The following is a 13697-nucleotide window of genomic DNA, read 5'->3' as shown; positions in this document are numbered from 1 at the left end:
GTCACACCTACGTGAACGCGGCGTGACACGTCTCTCGGAAGGCAAGCCTTACCCGAGGAACGAACTCCGCACCGCCCGTGTTCCCCGATCGTCCCCGAGTTGGAGGTTCCCGTGCCCGGACCCACCCGAGGTTTCCTCGGCCGCAGCCGCCCCGCCCGCGACCAGCGGCTGCCGCCCGGCCAGTACGACGTCGGGGCCGACTGGCCGGTGCTCACCGCCGAGCCGACGCCCCGGATCAGCCCCGAGACCTGGAGCATCACCGTCGCGGGCAACGTCGAGACGCCGACCACCTGGGACTGGGACGGCGTGCACGCGCTGCCGCGCAGCGAGTACCGGGGCGACATCCACTGCGTCACGACCTGGTCGAAGTTCGACACCCGCTTCGCCGGCGTCTCCCTCGACGCGCTCTGGGAGGTCGCCCGGCCCACCCCCGAGGGCCAGTACGTCATGGCCACCTCGAAGTCGGGCTACACGACCAACCTCCCGCTCGAGGACCTCACCGGCGGCAAGGCCTGGTTGGTGTGGGAGTTCGACGGCCAGCCGTTGAGCGTCGAGCACGGCGGCCCGGTCCGGCTGCTCGTGCCGCACCTGTACTTCTGGAAGTCGGCCAAGTGGGTCACCAAGCTCGACGTGCTGAAGCGGGACCAGCAGGGCTTCTGGGAGCGCAACGGCTACCACGACCGCGGCGACCCGTGGCGCCAGCAGCGCTACCAGGGGGACGACTGAGCCGGTGGTCACCGCCCCCGCGCCCGGGCCCTGGACGACCGCCACGGTCTCCGGGGTCCGGCGACCGCTGCCGCGCACGGTGCAGCTGCGGCTGGACGTCGCCGGCCGGGTCGACCACCTGCCCGGCCAGCACTACGTCGTCCGGCTGACCGCCGAGGACGGCTACACCGCCCAGCGGTCCTACTCCGTGGCCTCACCGCCGTCGGACCCGCTGCTCGAGCTGTTCGTCGAGCGGCTGGACGACGGCGAGGTGTCCACCCACCTGGCCGACGTCGTGGAGCCCGGGGACACCTTCGAGGTGCGTGGCCCGATCGGCGGCGGCTTCGCCTGGGACGGCGAGACCCCGGCGCTGCTGGTCGGCGGCGGCACCGGCGTGGTGCCGCTGGTGGCGATGGTCCGGCACGCGCGGGCCACCGGCCGGCAGGACCTCCTGCGGGTGGCGGTCAGCGCCCGCACCCTGGCCGAGCTGCCCTACGCCGACGAGCTGCAGGCGGCCGGCGCCGTCGTCGTCCTGACGCGGGAGGCGCACGGCATCCGCCCGCCGGCCCGGCTGACCGCGATGGACCTGCTCCCGCTGTGGGAGCCGGGCCAGACGGCGTTCGTGTGCGGGTCGGCCGGGTTCGCCCGCGCGGCCGGCGACCTGCTGGTGGGCCTGGGCTTCGCCCCCGGGTCGGTGCGGGTCGAGCAGTTCGGCCCGTCGGGTCAGTAGCCCTCGGGCCGACCGGGTCCCAGCCAGGCGGCGAAGAAGTCGGTGAGGTCGGTGCCGGCGACCTCGGTGGCCAGGGCGGTGAACTCCCCGGTGGTCACCGCCTGGCCCGCGCGCTCGGTGGTCCACCGCGACAGCAGCTCGGCGAAGGCGTCGTCGCCGACCTCCTGCCGCAGCGCCGCCAGCGTGGCCGCCCCGCGCACGTAGACCGCCGAGCTGAACAGCTCGTCGCCGTCGGCGCCCGGGTCGCCGATCGCCTGCGACCAGAACTCGTCGTCGGCGGGCTGCTCGAGGACGTCGGCCAGCTGGTCGGCGACGGTCTCGCCGCCCTGGGCCTGCGTCCACGCCCACTCGGCGTAGGTGGCGAAGCCCTCGTTGAGCCAGATGTCGGACCAGCGGTCCAGCCGCAGGTCGTCGCCTGTCCACTGGTGGGCCAGCTCGTGCACCACGACGAGCTGGGCATCCTCGGCCGAGCCGAAGAAGTCGCGGGCGTAGATCGGCCGGGTCTGGGTCTCCAGCGCGAACCCCAGCGACGAGTCGGTGACGATCGCGCCGCACTCGTCGAAGGGGTAGGGCGAGCCGAACAGGTCGGCCAGGAAGTCGACGACCTCGGGCTGCCGGTCCAGGGCGGACCGCGCGTTCGCGGCGAACCGCTCCGGCAGGCCCCGGGACACCGCGTCGCGGTAGGTGACGCCGTCGACCACGCGGTCGGTCAGGTCGTAGTCGCCGACCGCCAGCGTGACCAGGTACGGGGCCATCGGCGCGTCGCTGCGCCAGGTCCAGGTGCGCTGCCCGTCGACCGGGTCACCGCGCTCGACCAGCGCGCCGTTGGAGACCGCCACGAGGTCGGCGGGCACGGTCACGGCCAGCTCGACGGACGCGGCGTCGCGGGGGTGGTCGTTCACCGGGAACCAGGTGGCGGCGACGTCGGGCTGCCCGACCACCAGCACGCCGTCCTCGGTGGGCACGACGCCGGACACCCCCGGGCCGTCCCGCACGGGCTCGGGCACGCCGGAGTAGGCGACGCGCACGGTGAAGTCGCCGTCGACGACGACCTGCCCGCGGTCGACGACCAGCTCGTCGCCGTCGCGGGTGACCTCGACCTCGGTGTCGTCGACCTGCACGTCGGACACGTCGAGGCCGACGAGGTCGAGGGAGAAGCTGGCCAGCGGCGCCCCGGTGGTGGTCGCGCTGATGGTCGCGACGCCGGTGAGGACGTCGTCGGCCGGGTCGTAGCCGATGTCGAGGTCGTAGCGCGCGACGTCGTACCCGCCGTTGCCGTCGCCGGGGTAGTAGGGGTCGCCGATCCCGGTGGCGCCCACGACCGGCAGCGGCCGCAGCACGGTCGAGCTGCAGGCGGTGAGCAGCACGAGCGGGCCCACGAGCAGCAGGCGGTGGCGGCGCATGCCTGCACGGTAGGGCCCGTCGTCCGGGCGCCGTATCCTCGCCGCACTGTGCTCCCCGCCGTCACCGCCACCCGCTACGTCCTCCCGCTGCGCGAGGGCGGGTCGCTGCCCGGCCTGGTCGAGGCCGACGACCTGGGCACCTACGTCGTGAAGTGGCGGGCGGCCGGCCAGGGCGTGCCCGTGCTGGCCGCCGAGGTCGTCTGCGGTGAGCTCGCCCGCGCGCTGGCGCTGCCGGTGCCCGCGCTGGTCACCGTCGACGTCGCCCCGGAGCTGGCCGTCGGCGAGCCCGACCAGGAGGTGCAGGAGCTGCTGCGGCACTCGGCCGGCACCAACCTGGGCATGGACTACCTGCCCGGGGCGCTGGACTTCAGCGCGCACACCGCCGACGTCGACCCCGAGCTGGCCGGCCGGGTGCTGTGGTTCGACGCCCTCGTGGGCAACGTCGACCGCTCGTGGCGCAACCCGAACATGCTGTTCTGGCACGGCCGGCTGCAGCTGATCGACCACGGCGCCGCGCTCACGTTCCACCACCACTGGCCCGGTGCGCCGGCCGCGGTCGCCCGGCCCTACGACGCCGCCCAGCACGCCCTGGTCGAGTCGCACCCCGACGTCCGCGCGGCCGACGCGGCCCTCAGCCGGCTGGTCACCCGGCCGCTGCTGGAGCAGGTGCTCGCGCAGGTGCCCGACGCCTGGCTGCGCGGGCCGGCGGAGGAACCGGCCGGCGCCACCCGCGAGCGCTACGTGGCCCAGCTGCTCGCCCGGCTCGACGCCCGCCCGGCCTGGCTGCCCGCCCTGGTGCAGGCCGCCGCCGACGGCTCCCGCGGGCGGGCCCCCGAGCCGCGCGGGCAGAACCGCCCGGGCTGGCTCGGCCCACCGCCCCCGCCCGGGGTGCGGCAGCGGTGAGCACCCCGGCGATGGAGACCTACGAGTACGCGGTGCTGCGGGTGGTGCCGCGGGTCGAGCGCGGCGAGAGCATCAACGCCGGGGTGCTGGTCTACTGCCGCCAGCGCGACTACCTCGGCTCCCGCGTGCACCTGGACGTCGAGCGGCTGCGGGCGCTGGACCCCACGGCCGACCCGGTGGCGATCGCGTGGGCGCTGCAGGCCGCGGCCGACGTCTGCGCCGCCGCCCCGGGCGCGGGTGCCGCGGGGCGGGAGGTGCTGGGGTCGCGGTTCCGCTGGCTCACCGCCCCGCGCTCCACCGTCGTCCAGCCCTCACCGGTGCACACCGGGCTGACCGCCGACCCCGACGCCGAGGCCGATCGCCTGCTGGCGCTGCTGGTGCTGCCGGTCCAGCCCTAGGGCACAGCTGGGTCCGCTGCCGGGCGCCCCGAGGCGAGCTCCGCGCGCAGCCGGGCAACCAGCTCGGTGCGCCGGGTCGCACCCAACCGGCGCCGCAGCCGGACGCGGTCACGCCCCCCGCGGCCGGTCGCTGCGCGGGCCGAGCTGGCCGACCGGGCCGGACACCTGACGGCTGCCCTGCACCGACTGCCAGGCCGACTCGAACCCGACGGTGGCGGCGGGGTCGGTGCGGGGGTCGAGCGCCAGGCCCTTGTCCCCGCCGGAGCGGATGAACCAGAAGTCGGTCTGCACCCGCTCGGGGGTGACGTCGACGACGGCGAAGCCGTGGCCGATGCCCTCCAGGTAACGGATCCAGGGGTTGGCGACCTGGAAGGCGGTGGTCGCGGCGAGTGCAGCGGCCGAGGTGCCGAGGGCCTCCTTGAACCCGTCGCTGGTCACCGACGGGCAGACGAACTCGACGCCGACCGACGAACGCCGGGCGAGGTAGCCGGCCGCGTCGGGTGACAGCGGCAGGTCGTTGGCCCAGGAGGAGTGGATGTCGCCGGTGAGCACGACCGGGTGCGTGGACCCGGCAGCCATGGCCTGCAGCAGCGTGGTCTGGTCGGCCTGGTAGCCGTCCCACTGGTCGGCGTTGAAGACTTGGCCGCCGACCACCCCGGTCCTGGGCACGGCGAACAGCCGGGCGAAGACCGTCTGGTTGCCCACCAGGTGCCAGGGCTTGCGGCTGCGCTGGATGCCGTCGGTGAGCCACTGCAGCTGCTCGGGCTCGGGCAGGTGCCGCGAGGGGTCGGCCAGGGCCGGGTTGACCTGCGCGCCGGCGGTGGTCGGCACCTGCTGGCTGCGGTTCTGCCGGGTCTCGACCACCGACAGGTCGGCCAGGTCTCCGAAGGAGAACCGGCGGAAGAACTGCGTCCCCTGGTGCGGGGCAGGCTGCCAGCCGGGCTCGCGGATCGGCATCCACTCCAGGTAGGCCTGGTAGGCCGCGGCCCGCCGCGCCAGGAAGTCGCCCTCGGCGCGCACCCCGGGTGCCTCGCCTGGCCCGGTGTAGCTGGTGTCGGGGTCGTCCTGCTGCTCGTGGTTCTCCGCACCGGTGGCGTAGGCGTCGTTGGTGACCTCGTGGTCGTCGAAGATCGTGATCCACGGGTGCTGCAGGTGCGCGGCCTGCAGGTCGGGGTCGGTCTTGTAGAGGGCGTGCCGCAACCGGTAGTCGGCCAGGGTGACCATCTCGGTGGGCGGCTGGTGGTCTCGGGTGCCGGCGAGGGAGGCCGGGCCGTAGCGGTCCTCGGCGTTGCCGTACTCGTAGAGGTAGTCGCCCAGGTGCAGCACGGCGTCCAGGTCGTCCCGCGCGGCGATCCCGCGGTAGGCGGTGAAGTAGCCGCCGGTGTAGTTCGAGCAGGACACGAAGGCCAGCCGGAGGGCGTGGGTGCGTCCGGGCTCGTCAGGGGAGGTCTGCGTGCGGCCGACGGGGGAGGTCTCGCCGCGGGACCGGAAGCGGTACCAGTACCGGGTGTAGGGCGTGAGCCCGCCGACGACGACCTTGACGGTGTGGTCGCGAGCGGCGTCGGTGCGCAGCGAGCCGCGGGCGACCAGCTGCCGGAAGCTGCTGTCGGAGGCGACCTCCCAGTCCACCCGGCTGCCCGGGCCGCGCCCGCTGCCGGGCAGCGCCGGTCGGCTGGGGGTCACGCGGGTCCACAGCAGGACCTCGGTGGCGGTGGGGTCGCCGCTGGCGACCCCGAACCCGAAGACCCCGGCCCGGGCGCGCTCCTCCACGGTGGCCCGGGCCTGCTCCGGGTTGAGCGCGCCCAGGGCGAGGGCCGCCAGACCGGCGGCCCCACCCTGCAGGACGGTGCGGCGGGAGACGGAGGGCGTCGCCGACGACATGTGGTCATGCTGTCCGGCGTGGACGACGTCCGCGGGGACTCCGGGTGAACAGCCGGGGCCGCTCACCCGTGGCCTCCGCAGCACTCGTGCGGGGACCTGATCTCCACCGGGCGCCAGGTGCGCGGGCCGGTGGGGTCGACCAGGAGCTCGACCCCGTCGGGGTGCCGCACCGGACGCAGGTAGCCGTCGACCGTGTCCACCTCGTCACCGGGCAGGGCCTCGCCCCCGATCCCGACCACCCGGTCGATGGCGGTGCGGGCCAGCAGCTCTGCCACGGTCAGCCGCACCGGCACCGCCGCCCTCCCCGAGCCGGCCAGGGCGTCGTCGAGGGCGCCGGTCACACGACGTCGACGAAGACCGGGTTCGCGTAGAACCACAGGTCGGCGAAGGGGTCCTCGTTGCCGACGACGTCGATCAGCGGGTTGCCCGCGCTGTCGAGCTGGTTGCCGTCGCTGCCGCGCAGCCGCAGGTAGAACGACTGCTGGACGTCGGTGAACGTGTAGTCCAGCCGGACCCGCCGGCCACCGGCCGACGACGTGACGTCGAAGGTCTTCACCACGCGGGTCTGGGGGGCCGTGAGGGTGTCCCGGTCGGTCACCGGGCCGGTGACCGGCCCGCTGATCAGGTCGACCTTGGCCAGCCGCGGCACCTGCCCGTTGAAGTTGGGTCCGGCGGCCAGGTCGATGGTGACGTCCAGCTTGACGTCACCACCGCGGGCGACGAAAGTGCGGCCGCCGAGGGTGACCCCGCGCCGGTCGCCGTCGCCCCGGAACGCCCGGACCCGCACGTCGAGACCGTCGATCAGCCGCCCGTGCACCGCCACGACCTGGCCGGACTGCAGGCCGCGCATGACGTCGACGTAGTTCTTCGACTGCGCAGCGACCAGGGTCGAGGAGTACTGGCCGGGCCAGAAGTCGCCGTAGGTGGTGATGGGGACGCCGGTGTCGACGGGGGCCCCGCGACTGCCGGTGGTGGCGTAGTCCTGCGTCCCGGGCCGGTAGGTGTCGCCGAACACCTGGTGGGAGTCCGAGGTCGAGGTGACGAACCAGGGCAGCCCCTCGGCGAGCAGGGAGTCCCAGACCCCGCCGACCTTGGCGGTCATCCAGTCGAACCCGCCGTAGGTGCGGTACGGGTTCTCGGCGCCGTTCGGTGCGTAGCCGGCGAAGCTGTCCTGGTTGGGGCTGCGGTCGTAGTAGCCGCGTCCTGACCGGGGGCTCGCCGTGCTGAGCGGGGAAGCGGCGATCTGGTGGCCGGGTGCGCCCTCCATGCCGACGGCGACCCGGGGTGCCGCGTCCCGCCAGCCGCGCAGCTCGTGCGGGCTGTCGATGCCGTTCCGCGAGGGGTGGTTGGCGAACATCAGGGCGATGTCGGTCCGCCCGCTGCGCACCTGCTGGTCCAGGTACTGCAGCGCCTGGATGGCGTAGGGCTCACCGGCCGCCGCGGTGGCCCGGGGGATGACCCCGTTCGACGCCAGGACCGAGCCGTCGTAGGCGAGCTCGAAGGCCTTGAGGATGTCGACCGTGTTCCGGCCGGGGGGCAGGAAGACCGTCGCGTGCTCGGCGCCGGGGATGTTCCACTCCAGGCCCTGGTACACCAGCATGTCCCGGTAGGCGGCGCGCGAGGCCTCGATGTTCGGCGTCACCTGGTCGACGGAGAACTTCTGGTGCGCCACGCTGCCGTGGTCGGTGATGACCACCCAGGAGAGCCCGTACTGCTGGCCCTTGGCCACCTGCTGCTCGACGGTGTACTGCGCGTCGGGGGAGTACTGGGTGTGGATGTGGTGGTCCCCGGCGTAGAAGCGGTTGTTCCCGCTCCACGGGTTGACCGGGGTGCGGCCACCGGGTGCAGCCGCCGCCGTGCCCTGCCCGACGCCGGCGGCCGCACCGCCGATGCCGGCGGCCGTGCCCGCCACGACGGCTGCGCCGGCCAGGAACGCCCTGCGCGAGACCGACAGCGGGTCGTCGGCGCGCTCGTCGCGCCAGCTGCCCTCGACCGGCCCGTGGTCGTGGTCGTGGGTGTGCTCGTGGTCGTGCGGGTGCCCGTGGTCGTGCGCCATCCCTGGTCCTCCCGGCTTGCATGCGTGCTCGACCACCCGACAGTCGTCGAGTGCAGCGAGGGCCGGACGACGCCCGGACGCCGATCCGGTGAACACCACGGGCGGAGCGCGCAGGTGGCTGCGGGGTGGCGACCTGGGGTTCCTCGACCGGTGTGAACTCGCCGTGAACCTTCATCCACCCGGTGGCCACTGACCGCGGCACCGAGGCGCAGGACGTCGCCGCCAACCCGCGATCGCGCAACGCCGCCGGCCACGTCATCGAGCTCGCCTGCCCGGACAACCTTGCCGGTGGACTCCCTCGGCCCGCTGTGGACGGCGGGACGCTCCCCGCGCCCACCAGCATCTGGCCCGACGGCGGCAGCTCGGTGCCGCGCTCGTCGGTGGTCGCGATCAGGCGGCGCTAGCCGCCGTTGCTGCCGGGGAACAGCGCGTCGACCCGGCGGGCGAGCTCGAGGTCGAGCTCGGTGACCCCGCCGGCGTCGTGCGTGACCACGGCGACCCGGAGGCTGTCGTAGCGCAGGTCGAGGTCGGGGTGGTGGTCCAGGGCCTCGGCGACGTCGGCGATCTGGACGACCGCGTCGACCGCGGCGCGGAACGAGGGGAAGTCCAACCGACGGTAGATGCCCTGCGGATCGCCGTCCCAGTGGGTGAGCTCGGCGACCGCGGCGGCCACCTCCTCGGCCGGCAGTGCCTGCGGTCTGCTCATGCCCGCAGTCTGACCGCTACGTGTGCAGCCCGCACTCCACCTTGTTCTTGCCGGCCCAGCGACCGGCCCGCGGGTCCTCGCCCGGGGCGACCGGGCGGGTGCAGGGCGCGCACCCGATCGAGGCGTACCCGATGTCGACCAGCGGGTTGACCGGCACCTGGTGCTCGGCGGTGTAGCGGTCGACGTCGTCCTGCGTCCACGCCGCGAGGGGGTTGACCTTCACCATGCCGCGCTTGGCGTCCCAGTCGACCACCTTGGTGCCGGTGCGCGTCTCGGACTCGTCGCGGCGCACGCCCGAACCCCAGGCGGAGAACCCGGCCAGGGTGCGCGCCAGCGGCTGCACCTTGCGCATGTCGCAGCACAGGTCGGGGTCGCGGTCGTGCAGCTGCGGCCCGAACTCGGCGTCCTGCTCGGCGACGGTCCTCTCGGCCTCGACCGAGAGCACCCGGATGTCCATGACCGAGGCGATCCAGTCGCGGGTGCCGAGGGTCTCGGCGAAGTGGTAGCCGGTCTCCAGGAACACCACCTGGACGCCGGGGTGCGCGCGCGCGGCCAGGTGCGCGAGCAGACCGTCGGCCATCGAGGAGGTGATCGCGAAGGAGTCGCCGAAGGTCTCCCCGGCCCACTGCAGCACGGCCAGCGCCTGCTCGACCGGGTCGGCGATCCCCTCGAAGCGGGCGTCGGCCTCGGCGGCCAGCTCGGGTGTCGGCTCGACCAGTGCTGTCGTCATGGCTGCTGCACTCCCGTTCCCGTCGTCCGCAGGGTGAAGGTCCGCAGGCAGGACCCGCAGTGCCATTCTCCCTCGGTCCCGCGCGGCCGCAGGGTCTCCTCGCCGCAGTACGGGCAGTAGAACGGCGGCAGCTGCCGGACCCTTCCCGCGCCGCTCAGCGCAGCCACTCCTCGTCGGCGCGGGTGGCGTAGGCCGCGAAGCTCTCGCCCTCGGTGCGGTGCTCGAGGTAGCCGCGCAGCACCCGCTCGACGTAGTCGGCGGTGTCGGTCGCGGCGACCTTGTGCCCGCGCAGCTTGCGGCCGATCGAGGACTCGAAGCCCAGGTGGCCGCCCAGGTGCACCTGGAAGCCCTCCTCGCCGCCGACGACCATGCCCTTGAAGCCGATGTCCGCGGTCTGGAACCGGGCGCAGGAGTTCGGGCAGCCGTTGACGTTGATGGTCACCGGGGTGTCGAAGTCGGGCAGCCGCCGCTCGAGCTCGGCGGTGAGCTCCTTGGCCCGGCCCTTGGTCTCCACGATCGCCAGCTTGCAGAACTCGATGCCGGTGCAGGCCATGGTCTGCCGGCGGAAGACGCTCGGGCGGACCAGCAGGTCGTGGGCGGCCAGCGCGGCGACGGCGTCCTCGACCTGCTCGTCGGGCACGTCGAGGACGACGAGCTTCTGGTCGGCCGTCGTCCGGATGCGGCCCTTCCCGTACTGCTCGGCGATGTCGGCGACGGTGCCGAGCAGCTCGCCGCCGATCCGGCCGGTGTGCAGGGCGAAGCCCAGCGCGTTGCTGCCGTCGACCTGCTTCATGACGCCGACGTGGTCGCGCTGGTCGGTGGCCGGGCGCGCGGGGGCCGGGCCGTCGGGCAGCGCCTCGTGCAGGTACTCGTCTTGCAGCACCTGGCGGAACTTCTCCGGGCCCCAGTCGGCCATGAGGAACTTGATCCGGGCGTGGGTGCGGGATCGGCGGTAGCCGTAGTCGCGGAAGACGGCGCAGACCCCGGCCCAGACGTCGGCGACCTGGTCGGGCCGCACGAAGACGCCGATGCGCTCGGCGAAGCGGGGGTTGGTGGACAGGCCGCCGCCGACCCAGAGGTCGTAGCCGGCCTCGCCCGCGGCGTTGCGCACGCCGACGAAGGCGACGTCGTTGATCTCGTGGTTGGTGCAGTGGTGGGCGCAGCCGGAGATCGAGCTCTTGAACTTGCGCGGCAGGTTGGAGTACTCCCGGTCGCCCAGGTACTTCTCGACGACCTCGGCGACGGCGGGGGTCGCGTCGAGCACCTCGTCGTCGAGCACCCCGGCCAGCGGGCAGCCCAGGATGACGCGCGGGGTGTCGCCGCAGGCCTCGGTGGTCGACAGGCCGACCGCCTCCAGCCGGCGCCAGATCTCGGGGACGTCCTCGATGCGGATCCAGTGCAGCTGCACGTTCTGCCGGTCGGTGACGTCGGCGACGCCGCGGCCGAACTCGGTGGAGATCCCCGCGATCACCCGCAGCTGGTCGGCCGACAGCTGCCCGCCGTCGATGCGCACGCGCAGCATGAAGTAGGCGTCCTCGAGCTCCTCGGGCTCCAGCACGGCGGTCTTGCCACCGGGGATGCCCTGGGCGCGCTGGGTGTAGAGGCCCATCCAGCGCATGCGGCCGCGCAGGTCACCGGGGTCGATGCCGTCGAAGCCGGTGTGCGCGTAGATGTCGAGGATCCGCTGCCGCACGTCGAGGCCGTCGGAGTCCTTCTTCATCCGCTCGTTGGGGTTGAGCGGTTCGCGGTAGCCGAGGGCCCACTGACCCTGGCCCTTCTGGGCGGTGCGTGACACGGGCGGGCTCCTTCGCGCAGGTGCGCGGTGCTGCGGGGGACTGGGTGGCGCGGCTCAGAGCGAGCGGCGACAGGCGGCGCTCACGACGCGGCCCAGGTCGATGTGCAGCCGCGCGACCAGGGGGGTGCCGCGGCCAGTCACGCCGAGGAGTCTTCCACACCGGCCATGGCGGCCCGGACCTGCGCGACCGCCTCGGCCAAGGGGACGACGGAGGTGTCGATGCGCAGCTCGGCCCGCACCGGCTCCTCGTAGGGGTCGCTGACGCCGGTGAAGGTCGGGATCACCCCGGCCCGGGCCTTCGCGTAGAGCCCCTTCACGTCGCGGGCCTCGCAGACCTCCAGCGGGGTCGACAGGTGGACCAGCACGAACCGGCCGTGTGCCTCGACCAGCGCGCGGGCCTCCTGGCGGGCCTGCTCGAACGGGGCGATGGCGGCGATGACCGCGGTGCCGCCGTGCTTGACGACCTCACCGGCGACCCAGCCGATGCGGCGGATGTTGAGGTCGCGGTCGGCCCGGGAGAACCCGAGCTCGGAGGAGAGGTGGGTGCGCACCGCGTCGCCGTCGAGCACGGTCACCGGGGTGCCCGCGGCCGCGAGCTCGGCGACCAGCGCATCGGTGATCGTGGACTTGCCCGCACCCGACAGGCCGGTGAGGAGGACGGCGACTCCGGTCATGGGGCAGCAGTCAACAGGGGGCAGGAGTCGATCAGTCGACCGGGACGGCCCCGAAGGACCGCCAGGCGCTCTCGACCTCGGCCAGCTCGGCGACGGCGGCCGGCAGCTTCCCCGCGACGACGTCGGCGAGGGTCACCTGCTCGAGCACGCGGCGGTAGGAGTCGCGGGCGGCCACCCACACCTCGGTCAGCGACCCGGCCACCCCGGGGTAGCTCGAGTCCTCGGGGCGCTGGCCGTGCACCTCGGCGAGGAATCCCTGCTCGACCCGCATCACCCGGGCGATGGAGACCTCCGACGGCGGCAGCGCCAGCCGGTAGCCGCCGTCGCGGCCGCGCTGGCTGGTGACCAGCCGCGCGTGCTGCAGGTCCCCGAGGATGGCCTGCAGGAAGCGGGACGGGATGCCCTGGGCCGTCGCGATGCGGTCGCAGGTGAGGGCGTCGGGACTGGCCGCGGCCAGCTCGAGGGTGGCCCGAACGGCGTAGTCGACGCGGGCGGTGATGCGCACGCAGCCCATCCTGCCCGGTCTGGGAAACTGCCGCGGTGTTCCAGCTGCGATTCACCACGCTGGTGGAGGCGCCGCTGACGGTGGCCTTCGACGTGGCCCGGGTGCTGGGCCGGCCCTGGCCCTGGGCGCTGGCCGAGGTCTCCGCCGACCGCCCGCACGCCGACGAGTTCCACGGGTCGGGGGGGTTGCTGGCCCAGGTGCGGCACACTCGTCGCTTCTCCCCGACCGGGGCGGGCACGCTGGTCGACGAGCAGGTCGAGTGGGACAACCGGGTGCCCGGCGTGCTGGGTCGGTTGCTGGACCAGACCGTCGTCCGGCGGCACGTGCTGGCCGCGATGCAGGCCCACCTCGACCTGTACGCCGCGGCTGCCCGCCGCCGAGCGGAGGACGTCGTCCAGGTGGTGGGTGCGGCCCTGGTGGACGGTGACCGGGTGCTGGTGGCCCAGCGCGGGTCGGGGCCGCTGGCCGGCCGGTGGGAGTTCCCCGGCGGCAAGGTGGAGCCGGGGGAGTCCGAGCTCGCCGCGCTGGTGCGCGAGTGCCGCGAGGAGCTGTCGGTGGGCATCACGCCGCAGGCGTTCCTCGGGGAGGTGCCGCTGCCCGGCGTGGTGGCCGGTGGTGCGCCCGGGGCCTCGACGCTGCGGGTCTGGTGGGGCCGGATCACCGCCGACCACCTGGTCGCGCACGAGCACACCGAGGTGCGGTGGGTCACCGGCGGTGAGCTGGACGACCTGGACTGGATCCCCGCCGACCGGCCGCTGCTGCCCGCCGTCCGGGCGCTGCTGGCCCGTCTCTGACACGACGAAGGCGCCGCCCCGGTGGGGACGGCGCCTTCGTCGTGCGGCTCCCTCGCAGGGTCCTGACGGACGCGGAGCGTCTGGCGGGGGGCGAGGGGGTCCTTCTGCTACTTGAAGACGTCCTTGACCTTCTCGCCGGCCTGCTTGGCGTTGCCCGAGGCCTGGTCGCGCTGACCCTCGGCCTGCAGGTCGCGGTTGTCGGTCGCGTCGCCCGCGGCCTCCTTGCCCTGGCCCATCAGCTCCTCGGCCTTGTTCTTGATCTTGTCGACGGCGCTCATGGCGTGCTCCTCACGTCTGGGGTGCTCGGTCGAGACGTGGTCTACCCGCCGCACCGCCCGCCACACATTGCCCGCCCGGCCGGCTCCCGTCCTCGACCCCCGCCGCTGCACCAGCGGGCTCGCGCGGGATGGCTTGCGG

16 protein-coding genes are annotated in these 13697 nt (G+C 74.0%); 6 read left to right on the top strand and 10 right to left on the bottom strand.

All coding sequences use genetic code 11. The annotated features are described in order from the left end of the window. Window positions 1-111: 111 nt before the first annotated feature. Both TEK04_RS02820 and TEK04_RS02815 read left to right on the top strand, forming a co-directional pair. Complete coding sequence (locus TEK04_RS02820) at window positions 112-726, top strand: sulfite oxidase-like oxidoreductase (RefSeq protein WP_336402788.1); 615 nt, start codon at window positions 112-114, stop codon at window positions 724-726. Window positions 727-730: 4 nt separating this feature from the next. Further along, entirely contained in the window at window positions 731-1435 is a 705-nt protein-coding gene (locus tag TEK04_RS02815; RefSeq protein ID WP_336402787.1) for an FAD-binding oxidoreductase, read from the top strand. On the opposite strand, the gene TEK04_RS02810 is transcribed toward TEK04_RS02815, so the two are convergent. Beyond that, window positions 1429-2838, bottom strand: a complete 1410-nt coding sequence (locus tag TEK04_RS02810) for a M1 family metallopeptidase (RefSeq protein ID WP_336402786.1) — start codon at window positions 2836-2838, stop codon at window positions 1429-1431. The two genes, TEK04_RS02815 and TEK04_RS02810, sit on opposite strands and share 7 nt — an antisense overlap. Before the next feature lie 48 nt (window positions 2839-2886). On the opposite strand from TEK04_RS02810, the gene TEK04_RS02805 reads away from it, so the two are divergent. Further along, window positions 2887-3741 (top strand): HipA family kinase, encoded by an 855-nt coding sequence (locus tag TEK04_RS02805; protein WP_336402785.1) that lies wholly within the window; start codon window positions 2887-2889, stop codon window positions 3739-3741. Further along, window positions 3738-4139 (top strand): DUF3037 domain-containing protein, encoded by a 402-nt coding sequence (locus TEK04_RS02800; protein ID WP_336402784.1) that lies wholly within the window; start codon window positions 3738-3740, stop codon window positions 4137-4139. The genes TEK04_RS02805 and TEK04_RS02800 overlap by 4 nt, the downstream gene beginning before the upstream one ends. A gap of 108 nt (window positions 4140-4247) precedes the next feature. Here TEK04_RS02800 and TEK04_RS02795 read toward each other — a convergent pair whose 3' ends face one another. The 3 genes from TEK04_RS02795 to TEK04_RS02785 form a co-directional block, all read right to left on the bottom strand. Continuing rightward, complete coding sequence (locus TEK04_RS02795; RefSeq protein ID WP_336402783.1) at window positions 4248-6020, bottom strand: alkaline phosphatase D family protein; 1773 nt, start codon at window positions 6018-6020, stop codon at window positions 4248-4250. 62 nt (window positions 6021-6082) lie between these two features. Continuing rightward, window positions 6083-6361 (bottom strand): hypothetical protein, encoded by a 279-nt coding sequence (locus TEK04_RS02790; protein ID WP_336402782.1) that lies wholly within the window; start codon window positions 6359-6361, stop codon window positions 6083-6085. Then, window positions 6358-8076 carry a PHP domain-containing protein gene (locus tag TEK04_RS02785; protein WP_336402781.1) on the bottom strand — a complete coding sequence of 573 codons (1719 nt, stop codon included), beginning with the start codon at window positions 8074-8076 and terminating at the stop codon, window positions 6358-6360. Before TEK04_RS02785 ends, TEK04_RS02790 begins: the two co-directional genes overlap by 4 nt. Before the next feature lie 182 nt (window positions 8077-8258). Between TEK04_RS02785 and TEK04_RS02780 the strand changes: the two genes are divergently transcribed. Then, window positions 8259-8480: a hypothetical protein gene (locus TEK04_RS02780; RefSeq protein WP_336402780.1), complete on the top strand. Its 222-nt coding sequence runs from the start codon at window positions 8259-8261 to the stop codon at window positions 8478-8480. On the opposite strand, the gene TEK04_RS02775 is transcribed toward TEK04_RS02780, so the two are convergent. The 5 genes from TEK04_RS02775 to TEK04_RS02755 all read right to left on the bottom strand — a co-directional run bounded on the left by TEK04_RS02775 (window position 8477) and on the right by TEK04_RS02755 (window position 12495). Further along, entirely contained in the window at window positions 8477-8782 is a 306-nt protein-coding gene (locus TEK04_RS02775; protein WP_336402779.1) for a 4a-hydroxytetrahydrobiopterin dehydratase, read from the bottom strand. The genes TEK04_RS02780 and TEK04_RS02775 overlap by 4 nt on opposite strands. Before the next feature lie 16 nt (window positions 8783-8798). Next, on the bottom strand, window positions 8799-9512 hold the full coding sequence (locus TEK04_RS02770; RefSeq protein ID WP_336402778.1) for a phosphoadenylyl-sulfate reductase: 714 nt from the start codon (window positions 9510-9512) through the stop codon (window positions 8799-8801). A gap of 154 nt (window positions 9513-9666) precedes the next feature. Next, complete coding sequence (locus TEK04_RS02765; protein WP_336402777.1) at window positions 9667-11307, bottom strand: nitrite/sulfite reductase; 1641 nt, start codon at window positions 11305-11307, stop codon at window positions 9667-9669. 137 nt (window positions 11308-11444) lie between these two features. Further along, window positions 11445-11981, bottom strand: a complete 537-nt coding sequence (gene cysC / locus TEK04_RS02760; protein ID WP_336402776.1) for an adenylyl-sulfate kinase — start codon at window positions 11979-11981, stop codon at window positions 11445-11447. A gap of 31 nt (window positions 11982-12012) precedes the next feature. Further along, complete coding sequence (locus TEK04_RS02755) at window positions 12013-12495, bottom strand: RrF2 family transcriptional regulator (RefSeq protein WP_336402775.1); 483 nt, start codon at window positions 12493-12495, stop codon at window positions 12013-12015. Window positions 12496-12521: 26 nt separating this feature from the next. On the opposite strand from TEK04_RS02755, the gene TEK04_RS02750 reads away from it, so the two are divergent. Beyond that, on the top strand, window positions 12522-13280 hold the full coding sequence (locus tag TEK04_RS02750; RefSeq protein WP_336402774.1) for a (deoxy)nucleoside triphosphate pyrophosphohydrolase: 759 nt from the start codon (window positions 12522-12524) through the stop codon (window positions 13278-13280). A 107-nt stretch (window positions 13281-13387) separates the two neighbouring features. Here the strand turns inward: TEK04_RS02750 and TEK04_RS02745 are convergent, their stop codons facing one another. Beyond that, window positions 13388-13558, bottom strand: coding sequence for a CsbD family protein (locus TEK04_RS02745; RefSeq protein WP_336402773.1), 171 nt, complete (start codon window positions 13556-13558; stop codon window positions 13388-13390). Window positions 13559-13697 lie beyond the last annotated feature (139 nt).

Source organism: Klenkia sesuvii (assembly GCF_037083825.1).
Lineage (GTDB): Bacteria > Actinomycetota > Actinomycetes > Mycobacteriales > Geodermatophilaceae > Klenkia > Klenkia sesuvii.
The sequence above is the reverse complement of the archived record's forward strand: the minus strand, read 5'-3'. Positions and strand labels throughout refer to the sequence as shown.